The following is a 22,461-nucleotide window of genomic DNA, read 5'->3' as shown; positions in this document are numbered from 1 at the left end:
GCGGCGGGGCCTCAACGGCCGGCGTTCGCGATCACCCGCTCCGAGAGCGTCCACAGACGCCGCGCGTTGTCGGGGTCGACGGCGTAGCGGGCGACGCCCTGCAGCGGGGCGCCCCGGCGGTCGAGGACCGCGGCCTCGCCGCAGTCGGCGAAGTAGCGGCCGCCGACGCCCTTCAGCAACGGCGACACCGCGACGAGGACCGACGTGGCGGCGCCCTGCTCGACGGTCTTCATGAGCTCGGCGGGAACCCTGCTGCCGGCGTCCGCGATGTGCCGCTGCAGATTGGTGCGGATGGCGCCGGGCATCACGGCGTTCGCGGTGATGCCGTCGTCGCCCCAGCGGCGGGTGGCCTCCACCGCGAACAGGACGTTGGCGGTTTTGGACTGTCCGTACGCGAGCCACGGGTCGTAGCGGCGGAAGGCGAAGTGCACGTCGTCCCAGACGACGGGGGACAACTGGTGGCCGCTGGAGCTGACCGTCACGACCCGGGCGTCCCCGGCGGCGGCGAGTGCCTCGTGCAGACCGGTCGTCAGGGCGAAGTGCCCCAGGTGGTTGGTGGCGAACTGCCACTCCCAGCCGTGCTCGGTGTGGCGCTCGGGGCTCGCCATGACGCCCGCGTTGTTGACCAGGATGTCCAGCGGGCCACGCCACGCGGCGGTGAGGGCGGCGACGGACGCCGGGTCGGCGAGGTCGAGGCGGGTCACGCTCAGGCCGCAGTTCCCGGTGCCCTCGGCGATGCGCCGGGCGACGTGCTCGCCCGCGGCCGTGTCGCGGACCGCGAGGACGACCTCCGCACCGGCCGAGGCCAGCGCCCGGGCCGTTTCCGCGCCGAGGCCGGACGACGCACCGGTCACGAGCGCGCGGCGGCCGGTGAGGTCGACGCCCCGTACGACGTCCGCGGCCGTGCTCGAGAAGCCGAAGGGGGTGGTGATGGCGGGCATGGGTGGACTCTTCCTTCGTGAAAGGGCGTCAGGGGTGCCGCTCGCGGCGGTCGGGGTGTGCGGGGTTCAGCGGTCCGGGTGTGCGGGGTTCAGGCCGCTCGGCGGATGAGCTCGGCCGCATGTTCCCCCACCATCACGGACGGCGCGTACGTGTTGCCGTGCGGGATGGCGGGCATCACGGAGGCGTCGACGACGCGCAGCCCCGTGATGCCGTGCACCCGCAGCCCGGGGTCGACGACCGACTGCTCGTCGTCGCCCGCCCGGCAGGTGCCCGCGGGGTGGTTGATGGAGACCGTGGACTCACGGGCGGACCGCAGCAGGGAGGCGTCGTCCCTGGCGGTGGGGTACGAGGCGGGGCCGATGAGGGCGCGCATGATCGGGCTGTCGCACAGCTCCAGGGTGCTGCGCAGCCCGGCCACGATCAGTTCCCGCTCCGCGGCCGCGGCGTAGTACCGCGGGTCGATGAGCGGCGCCGCCGCCGGGTCGGTGGAGGCGAGCCGCACCGTGCCGCGGCTCTCCGGGGCCAGCAGCGTGACCAGGCAGGAGAACCCGGGCGCGCTGTTGCCGAGCAGGTCGATCAGCATCGGGGTGAGCTCGATGTCCGGGGCCTCGGCGCCGCCGCCGCAGCGCAGGAAGGCGCCGGCCTGGCCGATGGAGGCCAGCGGTCCCCGGCGACGGGCGGCGTACAGGGCCCGGTTCTCCTCGCTGTGGGCGTCGAGCCACGTGGAGCCGCGCACCACGGGCCAGCCGACCAGTGCCGAGGGATGGTCCTGGAGGCCGGCTCCCACCCCCGGCAGGTCCTGCACCACGGGGATGTCCCACGCGGCCAGGTGGGCGGCCGGGCCGATGCCCGACAGCATCAGCAACTGCGGGGAGCGCACCGCCCCCGCCGACAGGATCACCGAGCGGCCGCGGGCACGGTGCGTGCCCGCGGCGTCGGTGTACTCGACGCCGGTCGCGCGCGTGCCGTCGAGCAGCACGCGGTGCGCGAGCGCGCCCGTGCGGACGGTCAGGTTGGGGCGGCCCATGGCGGGACGCAGATGGCCGCGCGCCGAGCTGTACCGTTCGCCGTCCCGGACGTTGCTGTACAGCGGCCCGACGCCGTCGAGTTCGGCACCGTTGAAGTCCCGGTTGAGCGGCAGGCCGTACTCGACGCCGGCGGCGACGAACGCCGGCGACAGCGGGCTGACGTCCTTCGGCGTGGTGACCGGGATCGGGCCCCCGACGCCGTGCAGGCGCGAAGCCCCCAGTTCGTGGTCCTCGCTGCGGCGGAAGGCGGGCAGGACCTCCTCGTAGCTCCAGCCCTTCATCCCCTGCCCGGCCCAGCCGTCGTAGTCCGAGCGGTGACCCCGGTACCAGGCCTGGTAGTTGATGGAACCGCCGCCGCCCAGGACGCGTCCCGCCGAGAGGGGGACACCGCGGCCGCCGAGCCCGGGCTGCGGCACGGTGTCGTAGCTCCAGTCGAGTTCCCCGCGCAGCAGCCCCTGGAACAGGCCGTGCGGCGGCGCGATGCGCGGGTCGGTGTCCGCCGGCCCGGCTTCCAGCAGCAGCACGCGCACCGGCGGTTCCTCGCTGAGGCGTGCCGCGAGCACGCATCCGGCGGCGCCTCCGCCCACGATCACGTGGTCGAACACCTCGTCCGCGGCACGCGGGTCCCCGGCGGTGGCGGTGTCGGCCATGGACGTACTCCTTCGCAGGGGCAAGGGGCCCCCGGCCCGGACGGGGGCCCTCGTGACCACGGTAAATTCCCGTGGTTGACGCGTCCAATGAGGAACGCGCACCGCCCCTGTGCGTGCGCCTCATGACCGGCCCGGCCGTTCCCGGGATCCCGGTCGGCCACGGGAGTCCGGGCCGTCCTCGGGAGGACGCGGGCCGCACCGGGCGCCGACGGCCGGTCGGTCAGGCCGGCAGGGGCGGCGTGACGCCGTCGAACCAGTTGGTCGCGGCCATCGCTGAGGCCTGCTCCCGGTCGCCCGTGACGGTGAGGGCGTCGAGGGCGGCGAGCTGCTCAGGGGTCAGGACGAGTTCGGCCGCCGCGGCGTTCTCGGCCAGGAAGGCCGCCCGGCGGGTGCCCGGGATGGGGGTGACGTCCGGGGCCTTGGCCAGCAGCCAGGCGAGGGCCACCTGCCCGGGGGTCGCCTGGTGCTGCTCGGCGATGTCCCGTACGGCCCGCACCGTCCGCATGTTGCGGTCGAAGTTCGCCTCCGAGTACCAGGGCAGGGCGCGGCGGTGGTCGTGCTCCGGCAGCTCCTCGCGCGAGGTGATCGTGCCGGTGAGCGCGCCGCGTCCCAGCGGGCTGTACGGGACGACGCTGATGCCGAGTTCCCGGCACACCGGAAGGATCTCGGGCTCGATCCCGCGCTCCCACAGCGACCATTCGGTCTGCAGCGCCGTGATCGGGTGCACGGCGGCGGCACGGCGCAGGGTGTCCGGCGCGGCCTCGGAGAGGCCCAGGTGGAGGACCTTGCCCTCAGCGACGAGTTCGGCCATCGCACCGACCGTCTCCTCGATCGGTGTCCGGGGGTCGACGCGGTGCTGGTAGTAGAGGTCGATGCGGTCGGTGCCCAGTCGCTTCAGGGAGCGCTCGACGGCCTTGCGGATGTAGCCGCGGCTGCCGTCCATCCGGGCCTCGGACCCGCCGAAGGGACCCGAGACGATGCCGAACTTGGTGGCGAGCACGAGCCGGTCACGGCGCCCGGCCGTCGCGCGGCCGAGGATCTCCTCGCTGTCGCCGTAGCCCTCGGCGGTGTCGAAGAGGGTGACCCCGGCGTCCAGCGCGCGGTCGACGATCTCCCGGGCGGACCGCTCGGGGTCGTAGCCGGACTGCCCGTAGGGGTTTGCGTAGCTCATGGCGCCGTAACCCACGGCGCCGACGGCGAGTTCGTCGGGACCGAGGTGGCGAACGGGGATGGGCATGGCGAAGCCGGCCTTTCTGCCGCTGTGAGCAGCGGGGACGGGATGTCCTCAGCTGAGGACAAAGCTAAGTCCTCGCCCGAGGACAAGCAAGCGCGCAGGTGGCGGCGGCCGTGGCCGGGCGACGGGGCCGGTGGGGGCGCCGCTCGGGGCGACCTGCCCCGGTTAGGGTGGGAAGAGCCCCGTATCCGGATGGGAGCGGTGCGTTCGGCCCGGGACACAGCTGCAAGGGATGGCCGGCATGGGTGCTCTTACGAGAGGTCCCTCCACGGCGGCAGGTACCCCCCTGGGTCCGGCGACGGCCGTGATCGTGGTCGACGACGCCGCGGTCGTCCGCGGATGGGACGACGGGGCCGCGGCCCTCCTCGGCTGCCCGGCCCGCGAGGCGGTGGGCAGACCCCTGGCGGACGTCCTCCCGGCCTCGGACACGGGAGCCCCCGAGGGCGGAGCCGTCGAACCCGGAGCCGTCGAACCCGGAGCCGTCGAAACCGGAGCGCCCGAGGCCGGAGCCCCCGGTCTCGCCGGCCGGCTCGGATCGGAGCGCGGATGGCAGGGCCGGCAGGTCGTACGCCGCGGGGACGGCCGCCGCCTCGACCTGGAGGTCGAGATCCTGCCCGTCCCCGCCCCGGGCGGGCCGGCCGTGCGCGTGATCCTCGCGGCCGACACCGCCCGCACCTGGTGGGCCCGCGCCAGTCGCTCCCTGCTGGAGGGGATCACCTCCACCGCGCCGGTGGGCATGGCCGTACTCGACACCGAACTCCGCTTCACCTGGGTGAACGACGCCATGCAGGAGATGTGCGGCGTTCCCCGGGAGCGGTTCCTCGGCCGCCGCCCGGCCGAGGTCCTGCCCGGACTGGACCTGGCGCGCACCCAGGCCGAGATCTGCCGGGTCCTGGAGACCGGGATCGCCTCCTCGGGCCGCAAGCACTTCGGACGCGTCCTGGCGGACCCGGACCAAGTGGCGTACTCCACCTCGTGCTTCCGGCTGGAGGCCGAGGACGGGCGGGCGCTCGGCGTCTGCTACATCGTCCTGTCCACCACCGACCACCACCGCGCCCAGCAGAAGCTCACGCTGCTGAACGAGGCCCGCAAGCGCATGGGCAACACGCTCGACGTCGCCGCCGCCGCGCAGGAGTTGGCGGACGCCGCCGTCCCCGGGCTCGCCGACCACGTCACCGTCGACCTCCTCGCCGCGGTGCTCCGCGGTGAGGAGCCGCCGCCGGGACCGGCCGACGCCGCCGCCACGGCGAGCCTGCGCTCGGCCGGCTACCGCTCCACCCGCAGCGACGTCCCGCCGCCCGTCCCGCGGGGCGGGCCCTGCCCGTACCTCCCGCGGTCGCCCACCGCGCGTGCGATGTCCAGCGGCCTTCCGTCGCTCGTCTCCCGTGTGGCCCCGGGCGGCCACCGGCGCGACGCCGACGACCCGGTGCGCGGCGCCCACGAGCGCCGCCTCGGCGTCCACTCCCGGATGACCGTGCCCATCCGCTCGCGCGGCACCACGCTGGGAGCGGCCACCTTCGCACGCTCCCGGGACTCCGGTCCCTTCCGGCCCGGGGACCTGGACATCGCCGAGGAACTCACCGCGCACGCCGCGGTCTGCATCGACAACGCCCGCCGCTACACCCACGAGCACGCCGCGGCACTGACCCTGCAGTGCAGCCTGCTCCCGGTGGACCTGCCGGCGCAGAACGCCGTCGAGGCGGCCTACGGCTACCTGCCCGCCGACACGGAGGCCGGCGTCGGCGGCGACTGGTTCGACGTCCTGCCGCTGTCCGGGGCCCGGGTCGCCCTCGTCGTCGGCGACGTCGTCGGACACGGCATCCACGCCGCCGCCACCATGGGACGCCTGCGTGCCGCCGTGCAGACCCTCGCGGACATCGACCTCGCCCCCGACGAGGTGCTCGCCCACCTGGACGACGTCGTCAGCCGGATCGCCCTGGGGGCCGCCGATCCGTCCGGCGTCCTGGGGGCGAGCTGCCTCTACGCCGTCTACGACCCGGTCTCCCGGCACTGCACGCTCGCGCGCGCCGGGCACCCGGCGCCCGTGCTCGTCACCCCGGACGGCGACGCCCGGCTCCTCGACCTTCCCAGCGGCCCGCCCCTCGGGCTCGGTGGCCTGCCCTTCGAGGCCCTCTGCGTCCCGCTGCCGGAGGGCAGCGTCCTCGCGCTCTACACCGACGGCCTGATCCACAGCCGCTCGCTCGACACGGACCGCGGGCTCCGGCACCTGGTCGACGCCCTCGCGGCGCCCTGGACCCCTCTGGAGGAACTGTGCGAGGCCGCCGTCGCGGGCCTGGCCGACGGCACGCCCGCGGACGACGTCGCGCTGCTCCTGGCGCGGACGGGCGCCCTGGGGGAGGGGCGCGTCGCGTCCTGGGACATCCCCCACGACCCCGCGGCCGTCGCGTCCGCCCGGTCCGAGGCGGTCCGGCAACTGGCCGCCTGGGGGCTGGAGGAGCACAGCTTCACCACCGAGCTGGTCGTCAGCGAGCTGGTCACCAACGCCATCCGCTACGGCGCGGACCCCGTCACGCTCCGGCTCATCCGCGACCGCACGCTCATCTGCGAGGTCTTCGACGGCAGCAGCACCTCCCCGCACATGCGGCACGCCCGGACGACCGACGAGGGCGGCCGCGGCCTGTTCATGATCGCCCAGCTCGCCGAGCGGTGGGGCGCCCGCTACGGGAAGGGCGGGAAGACGGTCTGGTCCGAACAACCCCTCGGGCCCGCCGGCCCGGGGCGGGACGGCACGGACGGGACGGCGGCACGATGAGCGGCGAGGATCCGGCACCGCCGCGCCGGTGGCAGGGCGCACTCGCCCCGTCGCGTGGCGCCTTCGGTTTCCACGGGAACCGGATCGCCGACGACGATAAGGGTCGCGCCCGGCCGGTTGCCGGCCAGGCGTGACGGTGCCCGCCGGCGCCAGGTGACGCCACCCCGCCACTCCGGACGCCGTCCGCGGCGACGGCCTCCGCGAGGCGCGCACCCTCCGTGATGTGGCCCACCGCTCGCCGCCGTGCGCGCCGCCGCCGTGCGCGCCGCCGCCGTGCGCGCCGTCGGCGAGGAAGCCGGCGCGGGGGAGCGGTACGCCGGGACGGCATGACCGACCGCCTGCGGACGACGCTCCGGGCCCGGCGATCCGCCCCGGGCCGGCACGTCCCGCACACGTGGTATCCGTGGACATCATGGACTTCACCGATGTGTCGCTGACCTCCCTGCGCGTCTTCCGGGCGGTGGCCGAGCAGGGGACGTTCACCGCGGCGGCGGCCGCGCTGGGGTACACGCAGTCGGCGGTCTCCCGGCAGATCGCCTCGATCGAACGGACCGCGGGCGCGGAACTGCTGGAACGACGGCCCGACGGCGTGCGGTTGACCGATGCCGGGCGGCTCGTCATGCGCCGTGCGACCATCGTGCTCGACGAGATCGACGCGGCCGCGCGCGACCTCTCAGGCCTTCCCCCGCAGGGCGGCACCGTGCGCCTGGGCTGGGTGCCCACCACGGGTACGACGGTGGTTCCGCAGGCCCTCGCCGCCCTGCGGCGCGAGGCGCCCGGTGTGCGCGTCATCAGCCGCGAGGGCGGGACGGCGGCGCTGGCGCGCGCCCTGCGGGCCGGCAGCATCGACCTGGCCCTGATGTCCTCGGCCCCGCCCTTCCGCGCACCCGACGACGAGTCGCCCCCACTGGTGCTCCGGACACTCTCGGAGCGTGCCCTCTGCGTCGCCGTGCCGGCCGGACACCCCCTGGCCCGGGGCGATTTCGTCGACGTCGAGGACCTGCGGGGGCAGCAGTGGATCGCCGGTTCGTCGTCCGGCTCGGACCGGCTCCTGGGCGTGTGGCCGGGTCTGGACGAACGGCCCGAGATCGTCCACACCGCCCGTGACTGGCTGGCGAAACTCCACCTCGTGGCCGGCGGGTGCGGGCTGACGACCGTACCGTCCGCGCTGGCCCCGGCCGCGCCGCCCGGAGTGCGCGTCCTGCCCGTGCGCGGCGGCCCGCAGGAGCACCGGCGCCTCGTCCTGGCCCGGCTTCCCCGGCCGCCGGCCGAACCCGTCGCCCGTCTCGCCGCCGCCCTGCGTGCCGCGGCCCTCGGAGACACGTCCGGATGACGAGGGCCGGCCGCCGGCCGGACCCCGCCGGGACCTCGTGACGCGCACGCGGGCACGAACAGGGCCGACGTCGGCGGCAGCCTTCGGATACGTCCGGACGAATGCCGCGAACGGCGCCCCGCGAGGCCGTTCCGGCCACCCGACCGGGGCCCCGGGCAGCGGAGGTCGTGCCGGAGAGATGCTGGACACGCGCGTAATCGGTGGCGCGAGGGGCGGCTCATCCGGTAAGTAAGGCCAGGGCCCAGCAACGGGGTCCGGCGGCGCACCACGGGGTGCGGCGCATCAGCAGCATGTGAGGAACGAACACAGTGGCATCTGGCGTCGTGAAGTGGTTCAACTCGGAGAAGGGCTTCGGCTTCATCGCACAGGACGGGGGCGGTCCTGATGTGTTCGCCCACTACTCCAACATCTCCGGCAACGGCTACCGCGAGCTCGTGGAGGGTGAGCACGTCACCTTCGACGTGACGCAGGGGCAGAAGGGCCCCCAGGCGGAGAACATCGTCCGCGGCTGACCGCCGCAGCACGGACGTGGCCGCCGTCGTCGCACCCGGCGACGGCAGCCGCGCGTAATCGTGCGGAGGGCGGTACGCCGATCGCGTACCGCCCTCGGCCCCGCCGGGGCCACGCGCCTCCTCGGCGGCCGTGACCGGCCCGGGCCCTCCGTCGTCCGCCGGCCCCCCGCGCGCCCGCATGTCCCGTGCCGGCCCGCTCGCCGTACGGGCCCGCACGCAACGGTCGGCGCGGGTCAGTCCGCTGCGGGCCGGGCGACGTCCCAGGCCCGCAGGAACCTCTTGATCGCGTCGCGGTTGCGCTGCAGCACGTCGATCCGCCGTTCGATGCTGCTGAGCTGCCGGCGCAGCCCGTCCAGGTCCGCCGCCGCCGGGCACTCCGTGATGTCCGATTCGTCTTTCGTGGCCTCGAGGCAGGGCAGGACCTCGCGGATCATGTCGGTCGTGAGACCGGCTTCGAGCAGTTCGCGGATCTGCAGCACGCGGTCGACGGCGGGTTCGCCGTAACTGCGGTACCCGTTCGGGCTCCGGAACGGGTGCAGGATGCCGACCTCTTCGTAGTAGCGGAGCAGCCGCGTCGCGACTCCCGTCTTCGCGGCCAGTTCCCCGATCTTCACAGCGCTCTCCTTCTCCGGCCTCCCTGCGGACGGCGTGTCCCGCCGTCACCGCTTGACCTTCACATTAATGGCAAGGTCTAGCTTCGTGCACGGCCCCGGGCCCGCCGCTGCGGGCCTTCGGCGGGGCGTGTCAACGAGAAGGCGGTATCCGAGATGTCGGCGGTTCCAGCAACGAACACGGGCAAAAAGGGTCGCGGGTGGACCGCCGACCGGATGGCCGCACAGGACGGCCGCACCTTCGTCGTGACGGGGGCCACCAGCGGCCTCGGTCTGGTGACGGCGCGCGAACTCGTCGCGCACGGCGGCCGGGTACTGCTCGCCGTCCGTGACGCGGCACGGGGAGAGGCGGTGGCGTCCACGCTGCGCGGAACGTACCCCGGCGCCGACGTGGAGGTGCGCCGGCTCGACCTGCTGGACCCGGACTCGATCCGCCGGGCGGCGGAGGAGATCGGCGAGGAGGAGTCCGTCGACGTCCTCGTCAACAACGCGGGCATCTCCATGGTCGGGCACTCCGTGACGCCGCAGGGCGCGGAGCGGCACCTCGCCGCGAACCACCTGGGCCACTTCGCGCTGACGGCCCTGCTGGAACCGGCGCTGCGCCGGTCGGCCGCGCCGAGGGTCGTCACGGTGACCTCGTACCTGCACGAGAAGGCCGAACTCGACCTGGACGACGTCGCGTGGTCCCGCACCTACACGCCGCTCGCCGGCTACTCGGCGTCCAAGCTGGCCAACGCCGTCTTCGGGGCGGAGCTCGCCCGGCGCGAGCAGTCGTCGGCGGTGCCCATCACCAGCGTCCTCGCGCACCCCGGCTACAGCAACACGCCGATGCAGAGCAAGGGCACCGGGCGGACCTTCCCGGCGTTCCCGCCGGCGGCCCGTCCCGCCGTCGTCGTGGGGAACCCCGCCGAGCCCGCGCCCTACGTGGTCCGCGTCGAACTGCCCTCCGGCGAACGGGCGATGCCGCACCGGCACGAAGAGGACCGGCTGCGAGCACGGGCCCCGCGACCCCGCGTTCGTGCGGGCCGCGGCGACCCGGTCAGGGGGTGAGGCGGCGCCGCGCCGCGGCCCGTCGCGCGTCGCGTCCCTTCGCCGTGGCGGGGGACGGCGTACCCGCCAGTCGGGCCATCGCCGCGAGCCGGGCGAACTGCTCGCCCATGCCGCGCGTCCCGTCCAACGGGGTCTGGGCGTGCGGCCACACGGCCTTCGCGAGGGCGACGTGACGGGCACCGCCGAGGGCGAGCACCGGGTCGGCGTCGGCGATCCGGAGGCCCTCCGCCTGGGTGCGCAGGAGCGCGGCGGTCACCGCGTCGGCATGCCCGTGCGGGGTGTCGTACGGGTCGATCTCGTCGTCGAGGTCGAGCAGGCCGTAGCGCGCGGAGAGGATCAGGAGCCGGTCGGGGCGCAGCGCCTCGGCGGCCCTCCGGCACGCCCGGTGGTAGCTGCCGGTGTACAGGTCGGCCGCCCTGGCCCGGTGGCCCAGCTTGCGGGAGCCGCAGGGGATGACGACCAGTTCCGGCCGGAAGCCGTCGGTGTCCTGCGTCGGGGTCGTGCGTGGTCCTGCCGGGTCCATGTGCGGTCCGTCCCTTCGTCTCCGTCGTCCCGTCCGTGATGGGCAACGCGCGTGCGGGCGAAGCCCGTCGCGGCATCGCAGGACATCGGGCCCTCGGATGTGGACGTGACCGCCGAAGAGGTAGGCGACCGGTCGTATGGTCGACGGCATGGAACATGCCGGTGGTGCCGGGGAGCGGATTCTGCGCGCAGCCCACGCGTTGTTCGACCAGCGCGGCTATGCGGCGCTGGGCCTGGCGGAGGTCTGCAGGGCGGCCGGAGTGCCCAGGGGCAGCTTCCACTACTTCTTCGCCTCCAAGGAGGCGCTCGCGCTCAGCGTCGTGGACGAGCACTGGAACGCGCAACGGCGCACCTGGCTCCGTCTCCTCGGGCCCGGCGCCGAGCCGTTGCCGCGCCTGCGGGCCCTGTTCGAGGCGGCGGGAGCCCGGCGGCGCGACGCGCGACGGGACTGCGGAGCGGTCCCGGTCCGCGTGTTCGCCGGCTTCGCGGCGGAGGCGGGCGGACAGACCGCGGCCGTCCGCGAACGCCTGCGGGAGATCTGCGAAGCCCAGGTCGGCATGGTCGAGTCGGTCGTCGACGAGGCGCGGGTGCGGGGCGAGGTCAGCGTCGCGGACCCGCGCGAGGCGGCCCGGTCCCTACTGGCTCAGGTGGAGGGCCGGGTCCTGTTCGCCACCTTGTACGGCGACGCGGCGCGACTCGGCCCGTTGTGGCCGGACTGCCTCGCGCTGCTGGGCGCCCGCGGCTCGGCGACGGCCGCCGCGACCGACCCCGGGCCCGCGGTGCGGGAGTGAGGACTGGGAGGTTCCGCCTCCCAGCAGGGAGCAAGCAGGTCGTGGCCGGGACGAGGGCGGCGGGCGCACGATGAGGGGTGGAAACCGGGGAACGGCCGGGCCGCCGGGGCGGCCCCGGGTTCCCCCCGCTCAGGCGACGAGCCGCGGCGGGTGAGGTGCGCGCGGCGCATGACCGGGAGGTGTCCCATGGTGCACAAGCGCTCCGGAGCGGGTCCGCTCACGGTGAGGGTGTTCGTCTTCCCCGGGGTGCGCCTGCTCGATGTGACGGGCCCCATCGAGGTCTTCGCCTCGGCGAACGACTGGGGCGGCCCGTACCGGGTGCAGGTCGTCTCCGAGGACGGAGCGGACGTGGTCACCGCCGCCGGGACGCGTCTGAGCGCCGACTTGTCCGTCGACGACGTACGCGACCCCAGCGACGTCCTGGTGGTCCCCGGCGGCCCGGAGTGGGAGACCCTGGTCAAGGACGACGCGCTGCTGGACGTGGTACGCGGACTGAGCGACGGGGCGCACTGCACGGCGTCGGTCTGCACGGGCGCCTTCCTGCTGGCCGCGGCCGGCCTCCTCGACGGCCGGCGGGCGGCGACCCACTGGCGGCAGACCCGTGAACTGGGCTTGCGTTACCCGGCCGTGAGCGTCGACCCGGACGCCATCTTCGTGCGCGACGGGAAGATGATGACCTCCGCCGGCGTCACCGCCGGGATCGACCTGTCCCTGGCCCTCGTCGAGGAGCACTACGGGGCGGAGGTCGCCCGGGCGGTCGCCAAGGACATGGTCGTCTTCATGCAACGGCCCGGCGGCCAGTCCCAGTTCAGCGCCCGCTCGCGGCTGCCGCAGCCGCGCCAGGAGATGCTGCGCGAGGTCCTGGACTCGGTCGCGGAGAACCCCGGCGACAACCACTCGCTGTCGGCGATGGCCCGCAGGGCGGGCGTCAGCGTCCGTCACATCACCAGGCTCTTCTACGACGAGGTGGGCACGAGTCCCGGCCGGTACGTGGAGCAGGTGCGGCTGGAGGCCGCCCAGGCGGTGCTGGAGACCGCGGACGACCCCATGGCCGTCGTGGCGCGGCGCACCGGATTCGGCTCACCCGAGTCGCTCCGCCGGGCCTTCGTCCGCCACCTGGGCGTGACCCCGGCCGCCTTCCGGGCCGGCTTCCGGACGACCGGCCCGGGTACAGCGGAAGCGGCCGGATCCGGACCGCGGTGACGAGACGTCACATTAACTGCCGGCAGGTCTGGTTCGGGCCCGGGGGAGGGGCCGGCACCGTTCGCGTGTCCTGGCCCGTCGGCGAAGGTCCGCCCGCCGTCTGCCGCTGAGCCGGACGGGCCCGGCCGCGGCCCCGGTGGCGCTCGTACGTCCTCGGGCCGGCACGGCGACCGTATCTGCTGTGCAGGGTGCCTTCTCCCCGCGCAGGGACGTGGTGCGGGGGCCACGGCCGGCTCAGGACCTGGACGGCACACCGGGCGTCCGGCCGGCCCGGGATCGCGCACCGACGCGCTGCACGAGCCGGCGGAGGAACGCCTCCTCCGGCTGGTGGCCCGGGGCCACCGCGGAGCCTTCGACGCGTGCCACCGGGCGTACGCTGCCGGCGCGTTCGCCGGGGGCGCGGCGGGCGTTTCGGCGATCGCGGCCGTGCTGGTTCGGAGCGGCCGCGAAACTGCGGGTCCCTGGGGCCGGTTCGGCGACCGGGCGCGACGCCCTGACGGACTGATCGCACCCGGCGCCGTGACGTACCGGCGCCTCCGCGGCGACCGTCACAGCCTCGACCTCCTGGCCGGTGAGGGCCGCGACCCCGACCGTGAACACCCGGCGGCCGGTCCCGGAGCGGAGAGCGCAGGAGCGGAGGGGACGGGAGGGCGGAACCGGCCGGAATCGAACCGGCGTCCTCACGGTTCTGGGGACGGCACGCGACTACCTCCGCGCTACGGCTCCGCCCCGGTGCGACAGCATAGGCAGCGCCCTTCCCCGGCCGAAAGCCGGGGAAGGGCACGTGACGACACAGCCCGGCCGGCCGGGCCCCGTCGCGGGGTCAGCGGAACGCCGACTCCACGAGTTCCCGCTGCTCGGCCGCGTGCCGCCGCGCGGAGCCCACCGCGGGAGCCGAGGCGGGCGGCCGGCTGACGCAGCCCACGGGGCGCCCGGCCAGCCGCTCGAGGTGCGGCCTCACGAAGGACCACGCACCCTGGTTCGCGGCCTCCTCCTGCACCCACCGCACCTCGGCGTCACGGGGGAACCGGGCGAGTTCCGCGCCGAGTTCCCCGTCCGGGAACGGATAGGGACGCTCCAGGCGGACGATCGCCGTGTCCCGCACGCCGGTGTTCCGCCGGTGGGCGTCCAGGTCGTAGAAGACCTTCCCCGAGCACAGCAGCACCCGCCGGACCCCGGCACCGTCGGCCGCCGCGTCCGGCAGGACGGGACGGAAGGAGCCCGTGGTGAAGTCCGCCAGCGCGGAGGTCGCCTCCTTCAGCCGCAGCATCGACTTCGGGGTGAACACGACCAGCGGACGCCGCCGTTCGCCGAGTGCCTGACGCCTGAGCAGGTGGAAGTAGTTGGCGGGCAGCGTGGGGACGGCGACGCTCATGTTGCCCTGCGCGCACAGCTGGAGGAACCGTTCGATCCGGCCCGAGGAGTGGTCCGGCCCCTGCCCTTCCAGGCCGTGCGGCAGCAGCAGCGTGACCCCGGAGCGCTCGCCCCACTTCTGTTCGGAGGACGCGACGTACTCGTCGACGACGCTCTGCGCGCCGTTGGCGAAGTCGCCGAACTGGGCCTCCCACAGCACCAGCGCGTCGGGCCGCTCCATCGAGTAGCCGTACTCGAAGGCCAGGGCGGCCATCTCGGAGAGCATCGAGTCGTAGGGGGAGAACCGCGCGGCGCCCGGGCCGAGGGCGTTCAGCGGGGTGTGCTCCGCTCCGGTGCGCCGGTCGGTGAGCACCGCGTGCCGCTGGCCGAACGTGCCGCGCCGGGAGTCCTGTCCGGACAGCCGCACCGGCACCCCCTCCGACAGGAGGGAGCCGATCGCCAGCGTCTCGGCCGTGGCCCAGTCGATCGTGCCGGCGTCCGGCATCGTGGTGCGCCTGCGGAGCTGCGGCAGCACGCGCGGGTGCACCGTGAACTCCGGGGGCTGGGCCGTCTGGGACGCGATGACGCTGCGTGCGGTCGCCTCGGTGATCGCGGTCGGCACGGGAGCCTCGGCGTCCTCCCCGGGGACGCCCCTGGGCCCGGCGGCCGCACCGGAGCCGGGCGCCGGCAGGGCCCGCGTCTCGGCGAACGCCCGCTCCAGCCGCTCCCGGTAGTCCCGCAGGGCCGCCGCCACCTGCGACTCGTCGACGTCCCCGCGCTCCACCAGCGACTGCGCGTACAGCTTGCGTACGGAGGGCCGGGCGTCGATGCGGTCGTACATGGCCGGCTGGGTGATGGACGGGTCGTCGACCTCGCTGTGCCCGTGGCGGCGGTAGCAGATCAGGTCGATCACGACGTCCTTGTGGAACGCCTGGCGGTAGTCGAAGGCCAGGCGCGCGATCCGGACGACCGCCTCGGGGTCGTCCGCGTTGACGTGGAACACCGGGGCCTCGACCGTCCGCGCCACGGCGGTGGCGTAGGTGCCGGAACGGCCGCTGGCGGGCGCGGTGGTGAAGCCGAGCTGGTTGTTGATGACGACGTGCACCGTGCCGCCGGTGCGGTAGCCCGGCAGTTGCGACATGTTCAGCGTCTCGGCGACGACCCCCTGGCCGGCGAACGCGGCGTCGCCGTGGACGACGACCGGCAGGACGGGGAAGGCCCCTTCGCCCGGCTCCCCGTCACCGTCCGCCCGGTCGCCGCCGGCCAGGTCCTGCTTGGCGCGCACGACGCCCTCGGCCACCGGCCCGACGATCTCCAGGTGCGAGGGGTTCGCCACGACGGAGACGGGGATCGATCGGCCGTCCAGGGCGCGGTAGGTCCCCTCCGCACCGAGGTGGTACTTCACGTCGCCGGAGCCCTGGGCGGACAGGATGTCCGCGGCGTCTTCGAACTCGTGGAAGACGTCCCGGTACGACTTGCCGACGATGTTGGCCAGCACGTTGAGCCGGCCCCGGTGCGCCATCCCGATGACCGCCTCCCCCACCCCGTCGCGGATGCAGCGCAGCAGCAGGGCGTCGAGCAGCACGACCGCCGACTCGCCGCCCTCGAGCGAGTACCGCTTCTGGCCGACGTACTTGGTCTGCAGGAAGGTCTCGAACGCCTCCGCCGCGCCCAGCCGGTAGAGGACCTGCAACTGGCCCGCCCGGTCCAGCCGCGGCGGGGGCGCCTCGATCCGTTCCTGGACCCAGCGGCGTTCCCCGAAGTCCTGGATGTGCATGTACTCGCTGCCCACCGTCCCGCAGTAGGCGGTGCGCAGGACGTCCAGCACCTCGCGCAGGCGCATCGTGGCCCGTCCGGCGAAGCCGTCGACGACGAACTCCGACTCCAGGTCCCCGTCGCCCAGCCCGAAGGCCGCGAGGTCCAGTTCCGGGTGCCAGGGCGCCGGTCCGGCGGCGAGCGGGTCGGTGTCGGCCACCAAATGCCCGCGCACCCGGTGGGCGTGGATGAGGGCGGCCACGCGGACGGCCTTGACCGCCGCCTCCCGTGCGCCGTCGCCCGGGGCCGCGGTGCCGGTGCGGTCCCGCCGGTCCGCCGTCGCGGCCGGGGAGCCGGGGGAGACGAAGAAGTCCCGCCAGCTCGCGTCGACCGATCCGGGGTCGTTGAGATAGCGCTCGTACTGCTCGTCCACGAGCCATTCGTTGAGGCCGAACTCCGGACCGCGCAGTGCGGGCTCTTCGGCGCTTGATGTCGACGCCACTGGGTGGATCGCCTTCTTTCCTCGTTCGGGACAGCGATGGCAGGCGTGGTCCCCGGGCCGGCACGGCCCGAGGACCTCGTCTTCCGGCGCCTCGCTCCCGGCGGGGGAGCGTCCCCTCCGCGTGCCGGAGGAGGCAGCGCACCGCTGACCGTGTGGCGTGTTCGACGCTAGGCCGGTACGGGGCCGGCACGGAGAGCGCGACGTGCCCGGGAGGCGTCACATCAGGACCTCCCACCGGGGCGCCCCCCGACCCGTACCCAACGCACCGGCACGGCGCAAGAGGCCGACGTCCCGAAGTGAGGGCGTCGTGGCACACGCTGTGATGCGGCGGGAGCCGGGTGTCACCGTAACGTCGGAGGGCCGCCGACGAGCCGACGGCTTCGGCCGCGGCCCGTGAGCCGCCGGGCCGGGGTGCCGTTCCGCCGAGTGCCGCCGGCGATCCCCGATCCGAGGAAAGAAGCGTTCCCCGCCGTGACACCCGAGCCCAGCGACACCCGGACCCTCCTGCTGCCCCCGAGGGACCCGGGACCCCGGCACGCCACCCCACGTGCCCGGCCGGGCGCGCGGACCGGGACGCGGCGCCCCCATCTGGGCCCGGGCTGGTTCGCCGCCGTCATGGGCACCGGGATCGTCGCCAACGCCGCGGTGACGCTGCCGCGCAGCTCACCGTGGCTGCGTGACGCCGCCACGGTGGTCTGGGCGGGGGCCGCGCTGCTCCTGGTCGTCCTCGTCGCCGGCTACCTGCGGCAGCGGGCGCTGCGGACGCACGCCGCGGACCCGGCGCTGGCGCAGTTCCTCGGCGCCCCGCCGATGGCCCTGCTCACCGTGGGGGCCGGGGCGCTGCTGCTCGGCGGACGGCTGTTCGGCGCGCGCGCGGCCCTGACCGCCGACTGGGTGCTGTGGTCGCTGGGCACCGTACTCGGCCTCGTCACGGCCTGCGCGGTGCCCTACCTGATGGTCACCCGGCACCGCTTCGCCCCGGACGCCGCGTTCGGCGGCTGGCTGATGCCGGTGGTGCCGCCGCTGGTCTCCGCCGCGACGGGCGCGCTGCTCGTCCCGCACGCCCCCGCCGGGCAGGCGCGGCTGGCCCTGCTGCTCGCGTGCTACGCGATGCTCGGGCTCGGCCTGGTGGCGGTGCTGCTGGTGCTGGCGATGGTCTACAGCCGGCTCGTCCACCACGACGCGCCCACCGGGGCCGTGGTGCCCACGGTGTGGATCGGCCTGGGCGCGATCGACCAGGCGGTGACGGCGATGGGCACGCTGGCCACGGCGGCGCCGAGCGCCCTGCCCGGCCCGTCCGCACGGGGCGCGGCCGCCTTCGCACTCCTGGGCGGCATCGGGCTGTGGGGCTTCGCGATGCTGTGGCTGGCGCTCGCCACGGCGCTCACCGTAAGGCAGTTGAGGGCGGGACTGCCCTTCGCGCCCACCTGGTGGTCCTTCATCTTCCCGCTGGGCGCCTGCGTCACCGGCACGGGCGTCCTCGCCGCCCGCACCGGCTCCCAGCTCCTCGTGTGGACGGCGGTGGCGCTCTACGTCCTGCTCGCGGCGGCCTGGGCGGCGGTGACGTGGCGTTCGCTGCGCCACGCCGCCGGACACGTCGCCCGGCGGTCGCCCCGGCACCGTCCGGGTCAGGGGCCCGCGGCGTGACGCGGGCAGGCGGTGACGACCGCCTGCCACCGGGGACCGGCGTTCCGGCTGCCGGGGTGCGCGGCGTCACATGCTTGATGCGTCAAGCACTCTGCTAGGGTGACGGAGGTGGTCCGGTGGTGCCCGCACCGCTCGCCGCGGGGCGGCGCGCACGGCGGCGGGCCCGGTCCGGCCGGGTCGGCGCGGCCCGTACCGCAACGCCTTCGGAGGAGGGTCATGGAACCCGCAGCACTCGAGACAGCCGACCCCGCCCGCAGACCGGCCAACCCCCTGCGCAGGCTGACCGTCGACGAACTGCGGCGCCGCAAGGGCGTCAAGTGGCGGTACCACCCGGAGGACGTCCTGCCGCTGTGGATAGCGGACATGGACGCGACCCCGGCCCCCGCCGTCGTGGACGCGGTGACCCTGGCCTTCGAACGCGGCGACACCGGCTACCCACCCTTCGACGCGACGATGGCCGAGGCCTGGGACGGGTTCGCCGCCAAGCGCTGGGGATGGCGCGTGGCGACGGACCGGACGCTGGTCGTCCCCTCCGCCCTGACGGGCATCGCCGAGACGCTCAAGGTGACGACGGAGCCCGGCGACGTGGTCGTCGTCAACTCCCCGGGGTACGGCCCGCACCGGCACATCGCCGAGGGGCTGGGCCGCCACGTCGTCGAGGCCCCGCTGGGCCCCGACCACCGCATCGACCTCGACGCGTTGCGCGCCGCGTTCGGCGGGACGTCCGGCGGCGGCCGTCCGGCGGTCTTCCTGCTGTGCAGCCCGCACAACCCGACCGGCACGGTCAACACCGCGGAGGAACTGTCCGCGGTGGCCGCGCTGGCACGGCGGTTCGGGGTCCGGGTCGTCTCCAACGAGATCCACGCGCCGCTCGTGCCCGTCGGCGCCCGCCACGTGCCGTTCCTCTCGGTGCCCGGTGCGGAGGACGCCGTCGCGATCTACTCCGCCTCCAAGGGATGGCACCTGTCCGGTTTCCGCGCCGGGATGCTCACCTGGGGGCAGGAGGCGGACGACGTCCTGCGGCGCATCCCCCTCAGCGTCGCCTTCGAGCTCAGCGGCATCGGCGTCATCGCCCAGACCGCCGCCCTGCGGCTCGGCGGCGGCTGGCTCGACGCGCTCCTCGCGGCTCTCGACGAGAACCGACGCCTCCTCGGCGAACTGCTCGAGGCACACCTCCCGGGCGTCCGGTACCGCCGGCCCGAGGGCACGTACCTGGCGTGGCTGGACTGCCGCGCGCTCGGCCTCGGCGACGATCCCGCCGCCGCCTTCCTGGAACGCGGCAGGGTCGCCCTCTCCCCGGGGCCGGAGTTCGGCGCGGCGGGCGCGGGGCACGTACGCCTCAACTTCGCCACCTCCCCGGAGATCCTCACGGAGGCCGTCCGCCGGATGGGGACCCTGCTCTGACCTCCGCGTGCCGGCACGGCGGGGCGAGCGCCCCGCTGCCGCCCGCGTGACGACGCGCGAGGGCCCACGGGCCCGGCGCCGCCGGTGGCGCCTGTCGCGCCCGGCCACACGACACCGCTCTTCGATGGGAACCACGTTGCCGAACACCACTGCCCTACACGCCGGTTCGATGTTCGACGGCTTCACCCGGTCGGGACCCGCCACGGTGCACATCAGGGGCGACCGCGTCGTCCGCGTGGACCGTACCGGCGCGCTGCCCACCGACGGCACCCCGGTCGTCGACCTCGGCCCCCAGGCGTGCCTGCTTCCCGGCCTCATCGACACGCACACGCACCTCGCCTTCGACGCGAGCCCCGACCCCGTGACCTCCCTGGCCGCGACGGGCGACGCGGAACTGCTGACGCAGATGCGCGCCGCGGCCCGGGTGGCACTGCGGGCCGGCATCACCACCGTCCGCGACCTCGGCGACCGCGACTACCTCTCGCTGACCCTCGTCGAGGAACTGGCGGAGACCCCGGAGAACGGGCCCGAGATCCTGGCCGCGGGCCCGCCGCTGACCACTCCTGGCGGGCACTGCCACTTCTTCGGCGGCGAGGTCGAGGGCACGGAGGCGCTGCGCGCCGCGGTCCGCGAGCGCCACGCCCGCGGCTGCGCGGTCGTCAAGATCATGGCCGGCGGCGGCAACATGACGCCGGGTTCCGTGCCGCCGCACGCCTCGCAGTACGGCCTGGAGGACCTGCGCGCCGTCGTGGACGAGGCACACCGCCTGGGGCTGCCGGTGGCCGCCCACGCCCACGGTCTCCAGGCCATCGAGGACGCCCTCGCGGCGGGCGTCGACAGCCTGGAACACGTCACCTTCCTGACCGCCGACGGCGTCACCTACGACCCCGGCCTCGCCCAGGCCATGGTGGACGGCGGCACGTTCGCCAGCCTCACCCTGGGCGTGGCCCCCGGCGTGGCGATCGACCCGCCCAAGGCCCTGGCCGCACACATCCAGGCGATCATGAACGGCATGGGCAGCCTGTACGCGGCGGGCGCCAACGTCGTCATCGGCTCGGACGCGGGCATCGCTCCTGCCAAGCCCCACGACGTCCTCCCGCACGCCGTCGGCGACCTCGTCCGCCTGGGCGCGGCCCCCGTCGACGCGCTCGTCTCCGTCACCAGCCTCGCGGCCCGGCTCTGCCGTGTGGAGGGCCGCAAGGGACGGATCAGCGCCGGTGCCGACGCGGACCTGCTCGTCGTCGAGGGCGATCCCACCAAGGACCCGGCGGCCCTGCTGGACGTGAAGGCGGTCTTCCGGGCGGGCGTCCGCGTGCGCTGACCGCCGCGCGCGCCGGCCGTCCGCGTGCGCCGCCGCGCTCGGCGTACCGCCTCAGCGGCCCGTCGTCGGGGAGCGCGCACGCCGGCCGTGCCGTGCCGCTCACGATGGGGGCGGGGCGGTGAGCGACGAGGTGACCGGGGCGGCAGGGGCGGCAGGCATCGCCGTCCACCCGGGCCGGCTCGCCGAGACCGGCGGCCCGGCGTGGTCCGGCGTCACCGCGGCCCTCATCCGGCCCGACGGGCACGCGTGGTGGGCCTCGGGAACGCCGTGCGCCGGGGCGGAGTTCACGGCCGAGGTGCATGGGGCGCCGGCGGCGCTGCCGGTGGTCTTCCGACGCCCGGAGTCACTGCCGGAGGGCCCACGTCCCGGCGTAGTTGGGTCCCTGTCACCGGGCACCCCCAGCCGGACCCGCCGGCGGAACGCAGCCCTGCGTGGGGCGCCGTCCCAGGGCCGAGGAGCGCGCGGAGGCCGCCGGCCGGCGGGGGCGCACGCCTCCCGACCTGGCTGTTTCCTCCCAATGGCGTATCCCCACGGGCTGTGCCCATGATGGTGCGGTAGGGCCGGTGTCCAGCTCTGCCTCCGGCGGCGGGCACAGCCCGGAGCGCGGTCACGTCGCTCCCGCACGTGCGGTGTTCACCGCCGCACGGGGAGGACGAGGAACGCGCGGGGAACCGCGCCTGCGCGCCGCCCGGATTCCGTGGGCGCCTTCCGGCGTGAGCGCGCGCCGGTGGGCGGCCGGCGGCCCAACGACGCGCATCGCATGATGACTTCAGGTGGGTGAATCATGGATATCGCAGCGAGAAGGGGCCTCGGCCACCGGCTCGTCGCACTCCTCGCGGTGCTGGCGGCCGTCCTGCTGGTCTCCCCGAACGCGAGCGCGAGCGCCGTCGGGCGGGACGACGGCAGCGGGCAGGACGCGGCCGTGGCGAGGTCACCGTCGCCCTCGGACTTCCCGCAGGCGAAACCCCCGTCCGGCTTCACCTCCCAGTACGCCGAGGTGAACGGCTTCCGCATGCACTACCTGCGGGGCGGCACGGGCTCACCGGTCGTGCTGATCCACGGCTTCCCCCAGTCGTGGGCCGAGTGGCGGGACCAGATGGGCCCGCTCTCCAAGAACCACACCGTGATCGCCGTCGACCTCCGCGGCGCCGGCAACTCCGAGGTCACCAAGGGTGGTTACTCGAAGGCGCAGATGGCCGACGACGTGCACGAGCTGCTGAAGAAGCTGAAGCTGAACAACGGCGTCCAGGTCGTCGGGCACGACGTCGGCCTGTGGGTCAGCTACGCCTACGCGGCCCAGTGGCCGCGGGAGGTCCGCCGGATGGCCGTGATGGAGGCTCCCATCCCGGACGACAGCCTGTACCGCTTCCCGGCACTGGAGGCGAACCCGAAGACCCCGTCGATGTGGCACTTCGGCCTGTTCCAGCTGCCGCTCGCCGAGCAGCTCATCTCCGGCCACGAGCGGGTCTTCGTCCAGGGCTTCGTCGGCGAGCTCCTGGTGGACAAGTCCGCGTTCACGCCGTCCGACTACGACTTCTACGCCCACTACCTGAAGGAACCGGGCCGCACGCTCGCCTGGATGAAGATGTACCGCGAGCTGCGCGGTGACGTCGACCAGAACAAGAAGTTCCTGGCCGAGGGCAAGCTGAGGATGCCGGTCCTCGCGATCGGCGGGCAGGGGTCGTTCGGCGGCAGGATCGCCGACCAGTGGCGCGACTACGCCGTCCGCGTCGAAGGCCGCGTGATCAAGGGTTCGGGGCATTGGGTGACCGAGGAGAAGCCCCAGGAAGTGACGAACCTGCTGCAGTCCTTCCTGCAGAAGTAGGCCCC

16 protein-coding genes and 1 tRNA gene are annotated in these 22,461 nt (G+C 74.7%); 10 read left to right on the top strand and 7 right to left on the bottom strand.

The genetic code is table 11. The features are described 5' to 3' along the window. Positions 1-11: 11 nt before the first annotated feature. From ACZ7MY_RS07980 to ACZ7MY_RS07970, 3 genes are all read right to left on the bottom strand, one after another. Positions 12-941 carry an SDR family NAD(P)-dependent oxidoreductase gene (locus ACZ7MY_RS07980; protein ID WP_499600409.1) on the bottom strand — a complete coding sequence of 310 codons (930 nt, stop codon included), beginning with the start codon at positions 939-941 and terminating at the stop codon, positions 12-14. Between the two features lie 89 nt (positions 942-1,030). Further along, entirely contained in the window at positions 1,031-2,620 is a 1,590-nt protein-coding gene (locus ACZ7MY_RS07975; RefSeq protein ID WP_499600408.1) for a GMC family oxidoreductase, read from the bottom strand. Positions 2,621-2,840: 220 nt separating this feature from the next. Further along, positions 2,841-3,857 (bottom strand): aldo/keto reductase, encoded by a 1,017-nt coding sequence (locus ACZ7MY_RS07970; RefSeq protein WP_499600407.1) that lies wholly within the window; start codon positions 3,855-3,857, stop codon positions 2,841-2,843. A gap of 301 nt (positions 3,858-4,158) precedes the next feature. Here ACZ7MY_RS07970 and ACZ7MY_RS07965 point away from each other — a divergent pair, with 301 nt between their 5' ends. From ACZ7MY_RS07965 to ACZ7MY_RS07955, 3 genes are all read left to right on the top strand, one after another. Beyond that, positions 4,159-6,627 carry a SpoIIE family protein phosphatase gene (locus tag ACZ7MY_RS07965; RefSeq protein WP_499600406.1) on the top strand — a complete coding sequence of 823 codons (2,469 nt, stop codon included), beginning with the start codon at positions 4,159-4,161 and terminating at the stop codon, positions 6,625-6,627. 412 nt (positions 6,628-7,039) lie between these two features. After that, a complete protein-coding gene (locus ACZ7MY_RS07960) occupies positions 7,040-7,960 on the top strand; it encodes a LysR family transcriptional regulator (RefSeq protein WP_499600405.1) in 921 nt (306 codons plus the stop codon). Positions 7,961-8,268: 308 nt separating this feature from the next. Next, entirely contained in the window at positions 8,269-8,472 is a 204-nt protein-coding gene (locus tag ACZ7MY_RS07955; RefSeq protein WP_319133361.1) for a cold-shock protein, read from the top strand. Positions 8,473-8,705: 233 nt separating this feature from the next. Here the strand turns inward: ACZ7MY_RS07955 and ACZ7MY_RS07950 are convergent, their stop codons facing one another. Next, positions 8,706-9,086: a MerR family transcriptional regulator gene (locus tag ACZ7MY_RS07950; protein WP_499600404.1), complete on the bottom strand. Its 381-nt coding sequence runs from the start codon at positions 9,084-9,086 to the stop codon at positions 8,706-8,708. A gap of 213 nt (positions 9,087-9,299) precedes the next feature. On the opposite strand from ACZ7MY_RS07950, the gene ACZ7MY_RS07945 reads away from it, so the two are divergent. Then, a complete protein-coding gene (locus tag ACZ7MY_RS07945) occupies positions 9,300-10,133 on the top strand; it encodes an SDR family NAD(P)-dependent oxidoreductase (protein ID WP_499600403.1) in 834 nt (277 codons plus the stop codon). Here the strand turns inward: ACZ7MY_RS07945 and ACZ7MY_RS07940 are convergent. Then, positions 10,123-10,656, bottom strand: a complete 534-nt coding sequence (locus tag ACZ7MY_RS07940; protein WP_499600402.1) for a DUF6884 domain-containing protein — start codon at positions 10,654-10,656, stop codon at positions 10,123-10,125. The genes ACZ7MY_RS07945 and ACZ7MY_RS07940 overlap by 11 nt on opposite strands. Positions 10,657-10,804: 148 nt before the next feature. Here ACZ7MY_RS07940 and ACZ7MY_RS07935 point away from each other — a divergent pair, with 148 nt between their 5' ends. Together ACZ7MY_RS07935 and ACZ7MY_RS07930 are read left to right on the top strand one after the other, a co-directional pair. Further along, a complete protein-coding gene (locus ACZ7MY_RS07935) occupies positions 10,805-11,446 on the top strand; it encodes a TetR/AcrR family transcriptional regulator (protein WP_499600401.1) in 642 nt (213 codons plus the stop codon). A gap of 186 nt (positions 11,447-11,632) precedes the next feature. Beyond that, positions 11,633-12,649: a GlxA family transcriptional regulator gene (locus ACZ7MY_RS07930; RefSeq protein WP_499600400.1), complete on the top strand. Its 1,017-nt coding sequence runs from the start codon at positions 11,633-11,635 to the stop codon at positions 12,647-12,649. A gap of 651 nt (positions 12,650-13,300) precedes the next feature. Here ACZ7MY_RS07930 and ACZ7MY_RS07925 read toward each other — a convergent pair. After that, positions 13,301-13,375 (bottom strand) — tRNA-Trp (locus ACZ7MY_RS07925). 97 nt (positions 13,376-13,472) lie between these two features. After that, positions 13,473-16,259: a multifunctional oxoglutarate decarboxylase/oxoglutarate dehydrogenase thiamine pyrophosphate-binding subunit/dihydrolipoyllysine-residue succinyltransferase subunit gene (locus tag ACZ7MY_RS07920; protein WP_499600399.1), complete on the bottom strand. Its 2,787-nt coding sequence runs from the start codon at positions 16,257-16,259 to the stop codon at positions 13,473-13,475. A 471-nt stretch (positions 16,260-16,730) separates the two neighbouring features. Here ACZ7MY_RS07920 and ACZ7MY_RS07915 point away from each other — a divergent pair, with 471 nt between their 5' ends. From ACZ7MY_RS07915 to ACZ7MY_RS07900, 4 genes are all read left to right on the top strand, one after another. Continuing rightward, positions 16,731-17,906 carry a TDT family transporter gene (locus ACZ7MY_RS07915; RefSeq protein ID WP_499600398.1) on the top strand — a complete coding sequence of 392 codons (1,176 nt, stop codon included), beginning with the start codon at positions 16,731-16,733 and terminating at the stop codon, positions 17,904-17,906. Between the two features lie 216 nt (positions 17,907-18,122). Then, positions 18,123-19,310, top strand: coding sequence for a MalY/PatB family protein (locus ACZ7MY_RS07910; protein WP_499600397.1), 1,188 nt, complete (start codon positions 18,123-18,125; stop codon positions 19,308-19,310). A gap of 124 nt (positions 19,311-19,434) precedes the next feature. Next, positions 19,435-20,631: a metal-dependent hydrolase family protein gene (locus tag ACZ7MY_RS07905; protein WP_499600396.1), complete on the top strand. Its 1,197-nt coding sequence runs from the start codon at positions 19,435-19,437 to the stop codon at positions 20,629-20,631. 784 nt (positions 20,632-21,415) lie between these two features. Continuing rightward, the gene (locus ACZ7MY_RS07900; protein ID WP_499600395.1) at positions 21,416-22,456 is read left to right on the top strand and encodes an alpha/beta fold hydrolase; all 1,041 of its coding nucleotides are present in this window, start codon (positions 21,416-21,418) and stop codon (positions 22,454-22,456) included. Positions 22,457-22,461 lie beyond the last annotated feature (5 nt).

It is taken from the genome of Streptomyces sp. NPDC111520, assembly GCF_055635295.1.
This window is presented reverse-complemented; position numbering and strand designations above follow the sequence as displayed.

What these genes read in the sequence shown, in the direction of transcription:
- ACZ7MY_RS07980 (WP_499600409.1), bottom strand. Translation starts at nt 941, where the DNA reads ATGCCCGCCATCACCACCCCCTTCGGCTTCTCGAGCACGGCCGCGGAC.
- ACZ7MY_RS07975 (WP_499600408.1), bottom strand. Translation starts at nt 2,620, where the DNA reads ATGGCCGACACCGCCACCGCCGGGGACCCGCGTGCCGCGGACGAGGTG.
- ACZ7MY_RS07970 (WP_499600407.1), bottom strand. Translation starts at nt 3,857, where the DNA reads ATGCCCATCCCCGTTCGCCACCTCGGTCCCGACGAACTCGCCGTCGGC.
- ACZ7MY_RS07960 (WP_499600405.1), top strand. Translation starts at nt 7,040, where the DNA reads ATGGACTTCACCGATGTGTCGCTGACCTCCCTGCGCGTCTTCCGGGCG.
- ACZ7MY_RS07945 (WP_499600403.1), top strand. Translation starts at nt 9,300, where the DNA reads ATGGCCGCACAGGACGGCCGCACCTTCGTCGTGACGGGGGCCACCAGC.
- ACZ7MY_RS07940 (WP_499600402.1), bottom strand. Translation starts at nt 10,656, where the DNA reads ATGGACCCGGCAGGACCACGCACGACCCCGACGCAGGACACCGACGGC.
- ACZ7MY_RS07935 (WP_499600401.1), top strand. Translation starts at nt 10,805, where the DNA reads ATGGAACATGCCGGTGGTGCCGGGGAGCGGATTCTGCGCGCAGCCCAC.
- ACZ7MY_RS07930 (WP_499600400.1), top strand. Translation starts at nt 11,633, where the DNA reads ATGGTGCACAAGCGCTCCGGAGCGGGTCCGCTCACGGTGAGGGTGTTC.
- ACZ7MY_RS07910 (WP_499600397.1), top strand. Translation starts at nt 18,123, where the DNA reads ATGGAACCCGCAGCACTCGAGACAGCCGACCCCGCCCGCAGACCGGCC.
- ACZ7MY_RS07905 (WP_499600396.1), top strand. Translation starts at nt 19,435, where the DNA reads ATGGGAACCACGTTGCCGAACACCACTGCCCTACACGCCGGTTCGATG.
- ACZ7MY_RS07900 (WP_499600395.1), top strand. Translation starts at nt 21,416, where the DNA reads ATGGATATCGCAGCGAGAAGGGGCCTCGGCCACCGGCTCGTCGCACTC.